The sequence below is a fragment of the Streptomyces sp. NBC_01477 genome, from assembly GCF_036227245.1.
In the GTDB taxonomy this organism is placed as follows: Bacteria; Actinomycetota; Actinomycetes; order Streptomycetales; family Streptomycetaceae; genus Actinacidiphila.
In genome coordinates this window covers 4,986,962-5,001,210 of sequence record NZ_CP109445.1, presented here as the reverse complement: position 1 = coordinate 5,001,210, position 14,249 = coordinate 4,986,962, and the positions used below count along the sequence as shown (strand labels likewise).

Annotated in this window: 12 protein-coding genes; 8 read left to right on the top strand and 4 right to left on the bottom strand. The window is 73.0% G+C overall.

Translation table 11 applies throughout. The features are described from left to right. Window positions 1-20: 20 nt before the first annotated feature. Both OHA86_RS21100 and OHA86_RS21095 read left to right on the top strand, forming a co-directional pair. Window positions 21-893, top strand: coding sequence for a patatin-like phospholipase family protein (locus OHA86_RS21100; protein ID WP_329177542.1), 873 nt, complete (start codon window positions 21-23; stop codon window positions 891-893). After that, window positions 890-2,242, top strand: coding sequence for a hypothetical protein (locus OHA86_RS21095; RefSeq protein WP_329177541.1), 1,353 nt, complete (start codon window positions 890-892; stop codon window positions 2,240-2,242). Before OHA86_RS21100 ends, OHA86_RS21095 begins: the two co-directional genes overlap by 4 nt. Before the next feature lie 80 nt (window positions 2,243-2,322). Here the strand turns inward: OHA86_RS21095 and htpG are convergent, their stop codons facing one another. The 3 genes from htpG to OHA86_RS21080 form a co-directional block, all read right to left on the bottom strand. Further along, a complete protein-coding gene (gene htpG, locus OHA86_RS21090; protein WP_329177539.1) occupies window positions 2,323-4,245 on the bottom strand; it encodes a molecular chaperone HtpG in 1,923 nt (640 codons plus the stop codon). A gap of 500 nt (window positions 4,246-4,745) precedes the next feature. After that, on the bottom strand, window positions 4,746-5,162 hold the full coding sequence (locus OHA86_RS21085) for an NUDIX hydrolase (protein WP_329177536.1): 417 nt from the start codon (window positions 5,160-5,162) through the stop codon (window positions 4,746-4,748). Further along, window positions 5,159-5,845, bottom strand: coding sequence for an NUDIX hydrolase (locus OHA86_RS21080; protein ID WP_329177534.1), 687 nt, complete (start codon window positions 5,843-5,845; stop codon window positions 5,159-5,161). The genes OHA86_RS21085 and OHA86_RS21080 overlap by 4 nt, the downstream gene beginning before the upstream one ends. A 475-nt stretch (window positions 5,846-6,320) precedes the next feature. On the opposite strand from OHA86_RS21080, the gene OHA86_RS21075 reads away from it, so the two are divergent. The 6 genes from OHA86_RS21075 to OHA86_RS21050 all read left to right on the top strand — a co-directional run bounded on the left by OHA86_RS21075 (window position 6,321) and on the right by OHA86_RS21050 (window position 11,147). Then, on the top strand, window positions 6,321-6,830 hold the full coding sequence (locus OHA86_RS21075) for a nucleoside-diphosphate kinase (protein ID WP_329177532.1): 510 nt from the start codon (window positions 6,321-6,323) through the stop codon (window positions 6,828-6,830). Between the two features lie 85 nt (window positions 6,831-6,915). Beyond that, the gene (locus tag OHA86_RS21070; RefSeq protein WP_329177530.1) at window positions 6,916-7,215 is read left to right on the top strand and encodes a hypothetical protein; all 300 of its coding nucleotides are present in this window, start codon (window positions 6,916-6,918) and stop codon (window positions 7,213-7,215) included. 59 nt (window positions 7,216-7,274) lie between these two features. Then, window positions 7,275-7,859, top strand: a complete 585-nt coding sequence (locus OHA86_RS21065; RefSeq protein ID WP_329177528.1) for a hypothetical protein — start codon at window positions 7,275-7,277, stop codon at window positions 7,857-7,859. 260 nt (window positions 7,860-8,119) lie between these two features. After that, the gene (locus OHA86_RS21060) at window positions 8,120-8,887 is read left to right on the top strand and encodes a hypothetical protein (RefSeq protein ID WP_329177526.1); all 768 of its coding nucleotides are present in this window, start codon (window positions 8,120-8,122) and stop codon (window positions 8,885-8,887) included. Next, window positions 8,887-10,287, top strand: a complete 1,401-nt coding sequence (locus OHA86_RS21055) for a hypothetical protein (protein WP_329177525.1) — start codon at window positions 8,887-8,889, stop codon at window positions 10,285-10,287. Before OHA86_RS21060 ends, OHA86_RS21055 begins: the two co-directional genes overlap by 1 nt. A gap of 56 nt (window positions 10,288-10,343) precedes the next feature. Further along, window positions 10,344-11,147: a class I SAM-dependent methyltransferase gene (locus OHA86_RS21050; protein WP_329177523.1), complete on the top strand. Its 804-nt coding sequence runs from the start codon at window positions 10,344-10,346 to the stop codon at window positions 11,145-11,147. 5 nt (window positions 11,148-11,152) lie between these two features. Here OHA86_RS21050 and OHA86_RS21045 read toward each other — a convergent pair whose 3' ends face one another. Continuing rightward, window positions 11,153-14,050, bottom strand: coding sequence for a DEAD/DEAH box helicase (locus tag OHA86_RS21045; RefSeq protein WP_443071792.1), 2,898 nt, complete (start codon window positions 14,048-14,050; stop codon window positions 11,153-11,155). Window positions 14,051-14,249: the final 199 nt, after the last annotated feature.

Below are 14,249 nucleotides of genomic sequence, written 5' to 3'. Positions count from 1 at the left end.
AGTCGGGGCACGCGAGGGACATGGACCCCAGCGCGCGTGACGTGTCCGGCCCGGCCTTCGTCCTGGGCGGTGGTGGCGCCCTGGGCGCCTACGAAGTCGGCATGCTCAAGGCGCTGTTCGCCGCCGGGGTGAAGCCGGGCCTGGTGCTGGGCACGTCGGTCGGCGCGATCAACGGGGCCGCCGTGGCCGCCGAGCCGTCGCAGGCCGCGGTGGGCGAACTGATCGACCTGTGGACGGGTTTGGGCCGGGCGGGGGTGTTCGCCGGTTCGCTGGTCGGACGGCTGTCCACCGCGGTACGCAGCCGCACCCACCTCTACACCCCGGCGCAGCTGCTCGACCTGCTGGGCGACCATCTGCCGGTCGCCCGCATCGAGGAGCTCGCGGTGCCCTTCCAGTGCGTGGCGGCGAGCATCGAAAACGCCGCCGAGCACTGGTTCGAGAGCGGTCCGCTGGTCGAGGCGGTGCTCGCGTCGTCCGCCGTGCCGGGGCTGCTGCCGCCGGTCAAGCTCGGCGGCGAGCACTTCGTGGACGGCGGGCTGGTCAACAGCATCCCGGTGGGCAGGGCCGTCGCCCTGGGCGCCCGCGAGATCTATGTGTTGCAGGTCGGCCGGATCGAACGGCCCCTCACCCCGCCCAGGTTGCCGTGGGAGGTCGCCACCGTGGCGTTCGAGATCGCCCGCAGGCACCGCTTCGCCCGCGACATGGCCGACCTGCCGCCGCACGTCACCGTGCACGTGCTGCCCAGCGGCGCGGCCTCGGGCGAAGTGGGCGGGACCTTGAGCCAGTTGCGCCACCGGGCCTTCGGGCAGACGGCCGAGCGCATCGAGCGGGCCTACGCGGCCTCCTCGCGCTACCTGGACTCCGCCTTCGACGCCGCGGACGGCCCGGCGTGAAGCGCCCCGTGACAGGCGGCCGGGTCGAGCGCGCGGGGCGGGGCGGCCCGGCGACGAGCCTGCCGCGTGCCTCACGGGAGGCCGAGCACGTGCTGCCGGGGGAAGCAATCCGCCCGGCCGACACCACCATGCCCGGGGAAGCGATACCGGCGCAGGCCGCCCGCCCGGCCGACACCACCGCGGCCGGGGAGGCGATCCGCCCGGCCGACACCACCGTGCCCGGGGAAGCGATACCGCCGCAGGCCGCCCGCCCGGCCGACCGCGCTGTGTCCGGCGGACCCGCGCACCCCGTGCCCGGCGCGGGACCCGTACGTCCGTCTCCGGGCCTCGGCTCCGCGCTGGTCACCGCGGGGCGGCGGACCGTCACCACCGTGCTGCTGATCGCGCTGATCCCGGTGGCCGCGGCCCTGGTTGTCGCCGTGAGCGTGCTCAGCGCGCCCGTGTCGCTGGTCGCGCGCGGGCCGTGGCGCCCGACACGCATGGCCTGCTTCCTGCTGGTCTACCTCGTGGTGGACCTCGCGGGGCTGCTGGCCGCCTCCGTGCTCTTCCTGCGCAACCCCCTCGGCGGGCCGGCCGCGCGGGACCGGCGGGCGGCCGAGGCCTTCGGGGTGCTCGCCCGGCTGCTGGCCGTCCTGCGCCGGGTGGCGGAACGGCTGTTCGGGCTGCGGGTGGAGGTGACGCCCGCGCTGCCCGCCGCCGCCCGGACTCCGGACGTGCCGCTGGTGGTCCTCGGGCGGCACGCGGGCCTCGGCGACTCCTTCCTGCTGCTGCAGATGCTGCTCACCGAGGCGGGTCTGCTGCCGCACACCGTGCTCAAGGGGGTGCTGCGCGCCGATCCGTGCCTCGACGTCCTGCTCGGCCGGGTGCCGCACTGCTTCCTGCCCCCGGCCCACGGCACCGCCGAGGACGCGATCGCGGCGCTGGCCACGGGGCTGCGGCCGAAGGACGCGCTGGTGATCTTCCCCGAGGGAGGCAACTTCACCCCGCGCCGCCACCGCCGGGCCGTCGCGCGGCTGCGCCGCCTCGGCCAGTACCGGCGGGCCGCCCGCGCGGCCCGGCTGCACTACGTACTGCCGCCGCGGGACGCCGGAAGCCTCGCGGTGCTGGCGGCGGCTCCCACCGCCGACGTGGTCTTCGTCGCGCACGCGGGCCTCGACGTCATCGCCTCGCCGCGCGCCGCCTGGACGTTCCTGCCCTTCCGGCGCCCGGTCCTGGTCCACTGGTGGCGGATACCGGCCGCCGACATCCCGCGAAGCGACGAGGCGCGCAGCGAGTGGCTGCTCGGGCAGTGGGAGCGGATGGACCGCTGGACGGCCGAGCAGGCGGTCGCGGCGACGCCCCACGTGTAGAAGCGCCCCGGCTCCCGGAGTTGTACAACCGGGTGCCGGGGCGTACGCCTATCCCGCCTGAGGCGTCGGGGCGTTCGGACTCACAGGGTGCGTTCGAGGCGGTCGGCCATCAGCTTCACGAAGCGGGCGGGGTCGGCCAGTTCGCCGCCCTCGGCCAACAGGGCGAGGCTGTGCACGAGTTCCGCGGTCTCGCCGAGGCCGGCGTCGTCCGGGCGCTCGGTGTGGGTCCGGTTGAGGCCGACGACCAGCGGGTGCTTGGGGTTGAGTTCGAGGATCCGCTTGGAGTGCGGGATCTCCTGGCCCATCGCCCGGTAGATGTTCTCCAGCGCCGGTGTCACGTCGTGCGTGTCCGAGACGACGCAGGCGGGCGAGACGGTGAGCCGGGAGGAGAGCCGTACCTCCTTGACGTCGTCGCTCAGCCGGTCGGTCATCCAGGCCAGCAGGCCCGCGTACTCCTCCTGCTGCTTCCCGCGCTCGGTGTCCGCGTCCTGCTTCTCCTGCGCGGTGCCGAGGTCGATCTCGCCCTTGGCGACGGAGCGGAACTGCTTGCCGTCGAACTCCGGGGCCGTGTCGACCCACACCTCGTCCACCGGGTCGGTCAGCAGCAGCACTTCGATGCCCCGGGCCTGGAACGCCTCCATGTGCGGCGAGTTCTCGATGGCCTGCCGGGACTCGCCGGTGAGGTAGTAGATGTGCTCCTGGCCGTCCTTCATCCGCTCCACGTACTGCGCCAGCGCGGTCGGCTGGTCCTTGTCGTGGGTGGTGGCGAAGGACGACACGGCGAGGATGGTGTCGCGGTTCTCGCGGTCGCTGAGCAGCCCCTCCTTCAGGACGCGGCCGAACTCCCCCCAGAAAGTTGCGTACTTCTCCGGGTGCGCGGTCATCAGGTCCTTGACCGTGGAGAGCACCTTCTTGGCCAGCCTGCGGTGCATGAGCTGGATCTGCCGGTCCTGCTGGAGGATCTCGCGCGAGACGTTGAGCGACAGGTCCTGCGCGTCCACCACGCCCTTGACGAAGCGCAGGTAGGGCGGCATCAGCGCTTCGCAGTCGTCCATGATGAAGACGCGCTTGACGTAGAGCTGGACACCGCGCTTGTAGCCCTGGAGGAAGAGGTCCTGCGGGGCGCGGGCCGGGATGAACAGCAGCGCCTGGTATTCGAAGGTGCCCTCGGCCTGGAGGCGGATGGTCTCCAGCGGGTCGGTCCAGTCGTGGCTGATGTGCTTGTACAGCTCGTGGTACTCGTCGTCGGTGACCTCGTCGCGCGAGCGGGCCCACAGCGCCTTCATGGAGTTGAGCGTCTCGGGCTCGCCCGGCCCGGCGTCGGCCCCCTCCGCGTCGGCGTCGGGTGCGGGTTGCGCGGCCATGCGGATGGGCCAGGTGATGAAGTCGGAGTAGCGCTTGACGATCTCCCGGAGCTTCCACGGCGAGGTGTAGTCGTGGAGCTGGTCCTCGGAGTCCTCCGGCTTGAGGTGGAGCAGGATCGTGGTGCCCTGCGGCGCGTCCTCGACGGTCTCCACCGTGTACGTGCCCGCGCCGGTCGACGTCCAGCGGGTGCCCTGGCTCTCGCCCGCGCGCCGGGTCAGCAGCGTGACCTCGTCGGCGACCATGAAGCTGGAGTAGAAGCCGACGCCGAACTGGCCGATCAGCCCCTCGGCGTCCGACGCGCCGTCGGCCTCTTTCAGCTCGCGCAGGAATTTCGCCGTACCCGAGTTCGCGATGGTCCCGATGAGTTCGACCACTTCGTCGCGCGACATGCCGACCCCGTTGTCCCGGACGGTCAGCGTGCGGGCCTTCGGGTCGGCGTCGAGGGCGATGTGGAGGTCGGACACGTCCGCGCCGAGCGAGTCGTCGCGGAGCGCTTCGAGCCGCAACTTGTCCAGGGCGTCGGAGGCGTTGGAGACGAGCTCGCGCAGGAACACGTCCTTGTTGGAGTAGATCGAGTGGATCATCATCTGCAGAAGCTGGCGCGCTTCCACCTGAAACTCGAACGTCTCTGTCGGCATTATCCGTTGGTCCTTCTCAAGGTCACCGGGTGACGGGTACTGACCTCAGCACTGTAGCCGCGGGACGCGACCGCGAAAGCGGCCTTCCCCCATCGGGCGCCCGCCCCCCGCGGGCGGATCGCCGCCCCCGTCCCTGTCGGTGCCGAGGCCTGAGGTCGGTCGCGTGAACGACCTCGCCCAGCTCTTCGTCCGCGTCCGTGCCCGCGCCGAGCAGGAGTTCCCGGACCTTCCGCCGTGCGCCGGCGAGCGGGACGTCGCGGACGCCGGGGCCGCCCTCGGCTTCACCCTGCCGCCGGCACTGAGCGGGCTGTACCGCCAGGTCGCCAACGGCGGCTTCGGCCCCGGCTACCGCCTGCTGCCGCTGACCGGCCCCGGACGTACCGCCGTCGCCGAATACGGCCCGCCGCGTCCCACCGCCTGGCGGCAACCGGCTGAGCACCGGGCGCGAGTCCCCGCGGGTACGGGCCGCACGACGAATTCGCCCGGGCCGCCCGGCTGGGTCAGTCGGTGGGGAGGGTCGCGTCGAGGTAGGCCTGGACCGGGGGGAAGAGGCCGTAGGGGACGTGGGCGGGGATGTCGGCGCGGGTGCACCAGGTCAGCTCGGCGAGTTCTTCGGTGTCGGCGACATACGCGGCGCCGCCGACGACCTCGCACGCCGTGTAGGACATCAGGCGCTGGGTCTTGGGGTGGACGCGCTCGCCGAGCAGGCGCAGGGCCACGACCTCCAGGCCGGTCTCCTCGCGGGTCTCGCGGACCGCGGCCTCCTGGGGGGACTCGCCCGCCTCGATCTCCCCGGCGGGGAACTGCCAGGAGAGCTGGCCCTCGGCGACCCGGCGGCGGACCATCAGGACGCACCCGTCATGAACGATGATCGCGGCCGCGATGCCGGGGCGCTCCGCGGCGGTCTTGTCGGTCATGGCTGGCCCTCCAGAGCTGCGGTGATCGGCGGGAAGATCGCCTCGGCGGGGATGAAGCGCGTGACGGCGTCTCTGCGAGCCCACATAACGTCCATGTTCTCCAGAATGTCGCTGTTCCGCGCTACACCGGCGAGGTAATCGCAGAGGAAGTACTCGCAGTGGACGCCGGTGAGCGGGTGCAGCCGGCTGCCCAGGCTGCGGCGTACGGCACAGTGCACGCCGGTCTCGGCGTGCGTCTCGCGCACGGTCACGGTCTCCGGGCGCACCCCCGGTTTGACCACGCCGGCCGGGAACTGCCAGGTGATGCCGGAGGCGTCGCCGTCGCGGCGGCAGACCAGCAGCACCTCGCTCCCCCGCAGGACGACGGCGATCGCGACCCGCAGCACCTGCGCCCCGCCGCCCGCCGCCTCGCCGCCCTCGGCGCCGCGCGACGGCCCCGGACCACCGGGGGCGGCCCGGGCCAGCAGGGCGAACCGCGCGCGGACCGCGGGGCCGGCCCGCTCGTAGGCGGCGTCCAGGAGCTGCTGCATCTCCGCCCGGGGGACGACGTCCGGGTACGCGTGCCAGGCCGCGACCGTACGCAGCGCGATGCCGAGGTGGTTGGCGAAGGACTCGTTGGTCATCCGCAGCGCGGCCTGGAGGACGCACGCGCTCCGCCCGCTCCAGACGTCCACCACGTCCATGCGTCCCCCCTCGCATTCCCCTCGGGCCCGCTTCCCGCTCAACGGCCGGCAGCACTTCTGCACAGCCGCTGCACCCCCGCTGCACCGCCCGTACATCGCGTCAATTGCGGTCGTCCGCTTCACTCGTAGTCAGGCGGTTCCCCACTGTCCCGGGCTCAATCACTTCCCGCCGAATATGTCCCGCGGAGGTCCTCTTGATGGCCTGTCCAAGCCCTCGAACGAGAGACGATCGCCAGCAGGATGGTTTCAGCAACACCGGGACCGTGCCGAAGAAGTGCCCGCATCCGCAATTGCATGGAACCGCATCCGGCCAGTACCCGGCGCGTACGCGTCGACCGCCGGCCGCATGAGCCGACGGGCGCCCCGGCGCGGGTAATGTCAGTCGAATGACGTGCTGAATGGTCGTCATATTGCTTACCGGGGGTCAACCGCCGGCAGCAGGCGGCCGGACGGCCCGACAGCCGAAAGGGAATCAATGGCCAAAGATCAGGAACAGACGGTGGAGCGCACCCTCGTGCTCCTCAAACCCGACGCGGTGGTACGCGGCGTCGCCGGGCGGATCATCGCCCGCTTCGAGGACGCCGCCCTGAAGATCGTCGGCGTCAAGATGCGGCGGATGGACGCCGACCTCACCCGGCGCCACTACTTCGACCTGGAGGAGCGGCACGGCGCCGAGGTCTACGCCGTCACCGCCGCCTTCATGCAGCAGGGGCCGGTCATCGCCCTGGTGCTGGAAGGCTTCGGGGCGGTCGCCACCGTACGCAAGATCGTCGGCAGCACCTACCCGGACGAGGCGCCCGCGGGCACGGTACGCGGCGACTTCTCGCACTACAGCAGCGGCGCGAGCCTGGCCACGGGCAAGGCGGTGGCGAATCTGGTGCACGCCTCGGGCAACAGGGACGAGGCCGCCCAGGAACTGGACCTGTGGTTCGCCAAGGACGAGTTGCACGACTACCGCACCCTCGCGGAGACCTTCACCTACTGAGCCGGAAACCGCGCCACCGACGCCGAGCAGTCGGGCATCGGGGCGTTGATCAGCGACGAAGCACCACCGTACGAAGAAGGGCACCATGATCAGCCAGACCCGCGCTGCCTCGGTCGAGGAGCTGGAGACCACCTTCCACAGCCAGTTGGCGACCGACCGGTGGGCGGCCACGGAGACGGCTTTCGCACTCGCGGTGCGGACCCGGGACGCCGGCGACTGGGCACGGTCACGCGAGTGGGTGACGCAGTGCCTCCGGCTGCTGGCGGACTTCCCGGGCGAGACCCTGGAGCAGGCCGCGACCACGCGTGTGTCGGTGGGTGGCGTACTGCTCCCGCACTACCTGCACGAGGGCGTCGTACGCGACCGGTTCGGCCGGCCCGCCTGACGCCCGCCCGCCCACTACCGGCGAATACGTCCACGACATCCAGGAAGGCGGCGACACCCTTGGCCACGGAGATCGAGATGCGCGCGCGCTTCGACAAGACCGCGCACGCCCGGCTCATTTCCCGTCTGGAGAACGACGGCGAAGATCTCGGATGCGACGACAAACGGATCTACTTCTACGTGCTGCCCGACAAATTGCTGAAGGTCACGGACAACACCGCGGCGGGCACGGCGAAGATCACACTCAAGATGAGCAAGATCGGTCAGGGCGCCGCATTTTCCGAGACGGAATTTCCGCTCGCACGTGCGGATGTCGCCGCAGCCGTACGTGTCTTCAACGCGCTCGGTTTCGAGCCGGACATGCACGAGGCGTTCAATCGGCGGCACAACTTCCGCTTCCGCGGGGTGGAGATCGCGGTGAAGTGGAGCCAGGCATGGGGACACCACGCCGAGTTCGAAGTGCTGCTCGACGACGCACCCGGACAGGCGGCGGTGGACGAGGCGGAATCGCTCATTCGCTCGGTCGCCGCGGAATTGGCGGTTCCGCTCATGAGCGAGCGGGAACTCGCGGACTTCACAGCCGCGTTCGAGGCCGCGGAACGCGACCGCAAGGCGGGTGAGCGCCGGCCGGCACCCGCCGGCTGACGCGCCCGCCGTCCAGACCACCGAGGGGGGTGGACCAGATGCGAAGCACCACCGCACCGCAGGGACGTCCGGCCGAACCGTCCGCCGGGCCGCACGGATCAGCCGTCGGCCCGCACGAAGCGGCCGAAGCGGCTGAACCGGCTGAACCGGCCGGAACGACCGGAACGACCAAAACGGCAGGACCCGTCGGATCGACCGGACCCGCCGAACCGGCCGGACCCGCAGGACCCGCCGGACCCGCCGGACCCGCCGGACCCGCCGTGAGCCTGGTCGAACTGGCCGCGCTCAAGCGCCTTCCGCGCCACCAGTACACCGACCGGGCCACCGTCCGCTGGATCGTGGCGAACAGGCCCGACTTCACCGACCGGCCCGCGCTCCGCCCGCCGTTGCGGCCCGCGTCCCTGCGGCTGCTGGCCAGGTCCGCCGTCCCGGCGGGCTGGTGGGCCGAGGCCAGGACGGCGGAGTCGCTGCACGGCACGCGGCACGCGATGCGTACGGCGGCGCTGGCCGCGATGCTCGCCGAGCGGACCGGGCTCGGCGAGGACGAGACCGCCGACCTCGTCCTGGCCGCCGCCGTGCACGACTGCCGCCGCCTGCACGACCAGGACGACCGGGGCCACGGGCGGCGCGCGGCGGCATGGCTGACGGAGCGCGCGGACCAGGTCTGGGCGCACTTCCACCTCACCGCCGCGCCCCACCGCGTCGTACGCGCCGCCACCGCGATACGCCTGCACGACGTGCCCTACTCCGCCTTCACCAGCGGCGACACGGCGGACCACGCCCGCGCCGCCCGCGTCTGCGACCTCCTCAAGGCCGCCGACGCGCTCGACCGCTACCGGCTGCCGAAGCTGAGCTGGTGGCCGGACCCGGCCCACGTGCGCATACGCCCCGATGTCTTCGACCGGCTCCGCGCGACCGCGTTCGACCTGGTGGTGCGGTCCGAGACCGCCCGCCTGGCGGGTTGCGACAGCGGGCACGCCGTCCTGCGCGCCTTGGAACCCCTGGACCTGAGGGAGCTGCTTGCCTGATGGACGTCCGCGACGCCTACGAACAGTGGGCCGACGCCCACGCGTTCTTCGACACGGCGCCGATACCCGCCCCCGCCCCGCACCGGGGCGACCCGCTCGCCGAGCAGACCGGGCAGTGGGAACGCCGGCTGGCGGAGACGCCCAACGGCCACCTGCTGCGCGGCAACGCCCTCTTCGACGCGCTCCGCGGCGGCGGGACCCTGCATCTGCTGCACGTCACCCACGCGCTGGAGCGGATCACCGAGCACGGTGTGCTCCACCCCTCGGGCGGCTGCCTGGTCGGGAGCGTCTACTGCGCCCCGCTCACCCCTACGGACAGCGGCTTGCGCATGCACAACCTCGGCGCCTACATCCTCGACCGGGAGGCGCCCGCCTTCGTGGCGAGGTCGGGCGGCGCCCCGGACCGTACGCCCACCCCGCTGGTCTTCGAACTGCGCCTTCCCGAGCAGGCCTACCGCGGTCTGGCGGGCATCGACTACCTGCGCCTGGGCGGCATCCACCTCCAGATCTACAGCCGCCTCGAATACCTGCTCTCCAAGGCCGAACGGCACCGGCTGCGCGAGTCCGTCGTCAGCCGGACGAAGAACTGCACGGCCCTGCTCTCGATGGCGGCGGCCATCGCCTACGAAGGGGCCCGCGTGCCGCCCGGCTTCTTCCTGCGGCTGCTGGACGACGCCCTCCCGCGGCTGCCGATCCTGGGATACGTGTACTTCGAGGCGCTGGCGGAGTACCTGATGCTGCACTCGACGGCGCCGCGGACCGTACGGCTGGCCGCCGCCGGGGAGTTCGACAACTGGCTGTACAAGGAGATGCTCTTCACCACCCTCCCGCACACGGCCGGCCGGTTCGACCTCGCGACATTCCGCCCGCCGACCGGGGACTTCGACGCCTTTCTCGCCCGGATCGACAGCACCGTCGATCCGGCGCACGCCCGCGCGTACCTGACCGAGCGGATCAGCCACCTCATCGCCGCCCGGCTCTTCACCCGCGGGCAGATCCCCGGGGCCTGGCACCACAGGCGCTGGGAGTTCGACAGCCTGACCGCCGAACTCGGGCCGCTGCTGGGCCACATGATCCACCGCGAACTGCGGACCTTCGGCCGCTACCCGGACTTCTACTTCTACTACGACCAGCACAAGGCGCTTCAGGCGTGGAACTACTGGAACCACATGGACATCGTGGTCCCCTTCAACGGCACCTTCCCGAAGGGCGAGGTCGGGATCAACCCCGCCTACCCCGACCTGGACTACCGGGTCTGGCGCGCCGAGCAGGACGCCGCCGGGCTGCTGCACCCCGTCGAGGAGCTGGCGCTGACCATCGCGCCGCGCCTGGTGGACATCAAGCACACGCTCATGCGCAGCAGCCGGTGGGCCGAACCGGCCGCACCCGCACCCGTGTAGGACGCGCCCCGCCCGCCGTCCGCATTCCCTTCCGCCCGCGACCACGCGAGGACACCATGACGACCAGCCACCGTGATACCGCACGCCCCGACACCGACACCGACACCGACACCGGCGCCGCTCCCGGCGACCCCGACGACTTCGCGCACCGCCTCCGAGCCCTGCTGGCCGACCCGGCCACCCCGCACGGCCTCGCCCGTACGCTGCGGGCCACGGCCAAGGAGCTCGACCTCGCCGCCCACCACCGGGCCGGCCGGGCGGCCTGGCCCGACGGCCGGATCGACGGCACTCCCGGCACGGTCCAGATCGGCGGCGGCGCCCACCGCATCGACGGCTTCTTCAACATCGACGCGATACCGCCCGCCGACCTGGTGTGGGACGTGCGCGAGGGCATTCCGCTGCACGACGCCAGCGTGCGCTTCCTGTTCTCCGAGCACTTCCTCGAACACCTCGACTACCCGCGCTCGGCCCAGCACTTCGCCCGCGAGGCCCACCGCGTCATGGCCCCGGGCGGGCGGCTGGTCACCGGCGTACCGGACGCCGCCCATGTCCTGGGCCCGTACCCGGCACCCGCGGCCGAGGCGGCCGAGATGATCGACCGCTGGTACGCCCACCGCACCTGCCGCGAGGACATCGCCACCTACCTCGACCTGATCAACTACGTCTTCCGCGACCAGGACGACGACCCCACCTACAACCCCCACTACTGGGCCTACGACTTCGACAAGCTCGTCCAGCTCTTCACCCAGGCGGGCTTCACCCGGGTCGAGCCGTGGGCCTTCGACCCGGCGATCGCGAACCCGAAGCGGGAGTGGGCGAGTGTGTACGTGGTGGCGACGAAGCAGGACGCGGCGGCCTGAGCCGGTCACCGCCGGCCCGCTGAGCGCAGGGCGACCAGGCCCGCCAGGTCGGCGTCGCTCAGTTCGCTGAACGCCGCCTCGCCCGCGCTCAGCACCGAGTCGGCCAGTTCTCTCTTCTGCCGCAGGAGTTGGGCGACCCGGTCCTCGACGGTGCCCTCGGCGACGAGCCTGTGCACCTGGACGGGCCGGGTCTGCCCGATGCGGTAGGCGCGGTCGGTGGCCTGGTCCTCGACGGCCGGGTTCCACCAGCGGTCGTAGTGGATGACATGGCCGGCCCGGGTGAGGTTCAGGCCCGTGCCCGCGGCCTTGAGCGACAGCAGGAAGACCCGCCTCTCGCCGGCCTGGAAGGCGTCGACCATCCGCTCACGGCGGCGGACCGCCGTACCGCCGTGCAGGAACAGGGTGTTCACACCGCGGTCCGCCAAGTGGCGTTCGATCAGCCGCCCCATGGCCACGTACTGGGTGAAGACCAGGGCGGAGTCGTCCTCGGCCAGGATCGTGTCCAGCAGGTCGTCCAGCAGCCGCAACTTGCCGGAGCGGCCCGGCAGTTTCGCGCCCGCCGGCTCCTTGAGGAACTGGGCGGGGTGGTTGCAGACCTGCTTCAGGCCGGTGAGCAGCTTCATCACCAGGCCGCGTCGCGCCATGCCTCCGCTGCCCTCGATCTCGGTCATCAGCTCGCGGACCAGGGCTTCGTAGAGGGAGACCTGCTCCTTCGTGAGGGACACCGGCCGGTCGGTCTCGGTCTTGGGCGGCAGTTCGGGTGCGATGCCCGGGTCGGACTTGCGGCGGCGCAGGAGGAAGGGGCGTACCAGCGCGGCCAGTTGCGCGGCGGTCCGGGTGTCGCGGTCGCCCTCGACGGCGCGGGCGTAGCGGTCGCGGAAGGCGGGGAGCGTGCCGAGCAGGCCGGGGGTGGTCCAGTCGAGCAGCGCCCACAGCTCGGACAGGTTGTTCTCGACCGGGGTGCCGGTCAGCGCGACCCTGCCGCGCGAGGGGATGCCGCGCAGCGCCTGGGCGGTGCGGGCGTGCGGGTTCTTGACGTGCTGGGCCTCGTCGGCGACGAGCAGCCCCCACGGGTGCGCGGCGAGGCGGTCGGCGTCGCGCCGCATCGTCCCGTACGTGGTCAGCACGAAGCTGTTCGCCTCCACGTCGGTGAGGTCGCGGCCGGGGCCGTGGAAGCGGTGTACGGCGGCGGCCGGGGCGAACCGGCGGATCTCGCGCTCCCAGTTGCCGAGCAGCGAGGCCGGGCAGACGACCAGGGTCGGGCCGGCGGTGGCCGCGCGCTCCTGGCGGCGCAGGTGGAGTGCGATGAGGGTGACGGTCTTGCCCAGGCCCATGTCGTCGGCCAGGCAGCCGCCGAGGCCGAGCGAGGTCATCCGGTCCAGCCAGTCCAGACCCCGGAGCTGGTAGTCCCGCAGCGTCCCGGCGAGGGCCTTCGGGGCGGGCAGGGTCTCGTACGCGGCCCGGGCGCCGGGCCCGGCGTCGGTACGCGGCTGCTGCCCGGCAGTACGCGGCTCCGGTTCGGCGACGAGCGCCCGCAGCTCCTCCAGTACGCCCCCGGCCGTGACCGCCACCCGCTCGCCGTCCACCTCGACGCTGCCGGTCAGAGCCGCGCCCAGCGCCTCGATCGCGGTCAGCGGCGCCCTCCTGGACCGCGCGGCCCGGCGCAGCCGACGGACCAGCTCCGGGTCCACGACCACCCAGCGGTCGCGCAGCCGCACGATCGGGCGGTGCGCCAGCACCAGCCGCTCCAACTCCGCCTCGGACAGCTCCATTTCGCCGAGCGCGACCCGCCAGCGGAAGTCCAGCAGGCCGCCGGAGGCCAGGAAGGTCTCGGCGGAGGACCGCGTCCCCTCGCGGGCGGGTTCCAGGACCCCGGTGGCGGTCAGCCCGCGTACCAGCTCCTTCGGCCAGTGCACGGCAATTCCCGCCGCGGCCAAACGGGTTGCCGCCGCGCCCAGCAGCGCCCCGGCCTCCTCGTCGGACAGTTCCAGGCCGGTCGGCGCGGCGGCGTCCAGCAGGCGGCGGGCCGGCGGCCAGACACGGGCCGCCCGGCGCAGCGCCCGCAGCGTGTCCGACCGGGCCTGCGGGCCGAACAGTTCGGGGGCGCCGACGCTTCCCGACCACAGGTCGGCCGCGTCGGCCAGCGCCGCGGGATCGGCAAGGCTGCGCAGCTGCACCACCGCGAGGCAGTCCTCCGCGCCCAGCTCCAGCCGCAGCGACACCTCAAGGCCGGGACCGCGGTCCTCGTCGGCCGCCACCGGCCGGCGGTCCTCCGGCGCGCGCACCGCCTCACGGGCGACCGGCGTACGGATGAGCGGGGTCCGGGTGAGCGCGTCGGCGACGGCGTCCAGGAAGGCCGGGAGCTGCGCTCCGGGCTCGGCGGCGCCCGAGGGCGTACCGGCGGCGAGCGCGTCCAGCCGCCTGCGGTCGGCGTCGTCCAGCGGGCCGATCCGCCACGCGTCGGAGCCGCCCGGCGACACCCCGGCCGCCACCCGGCCCCGGGCGAGCAGCCCCAGCCCGAGCACGGCCGCCGCGCCCCAGAAGGCGGCGCTGGCCGACGCCCGCCCGCTGCCGTCCGCCCCGAGCGCCCGGCACCGGGTCAGCAGCGGCAGCGCCTGGTCCACCGGCAGCACGACGGCGGCCACCCGCGCGGGCTCGCCGTCCGCCCCGGCCACGGTGACGTCCTCGGGCGCGACTCCGAGATCGGGCGGTTCGCCGCCGGGCGTCCAGAACGCCATCCGCCCCGCCCGGGGCGGCTCCGCGGGCAGGAAGGCAGCCTCGCCCGCGGCGAGTTCGGGCAGCCGCGCGAGCAGCCGCCGCCGGTCGACGACGCTCCCCGGCCCGGCCGTACGGGCAGCCGCGGCCCGCCCCGCCGACGGGTAGCCCTCCGCCACCGCACCCACTCCCGATCCCCGCCCCGACCGCCGGACCTCTCGTACCCCCGCACCGAGTATCACCCGCCCACCCACCCCCACGACCAGCCCCCCGCCCCCTCCGCGCCACCCGAAGGCCGCCGGGGGCCATGGGCGCGTACGCCGTATTCGAGCGTCTCGTCTAGCTCCCTGGTCACACGGTGCGTAGCCGCCCTGATTCCGCCGCGGG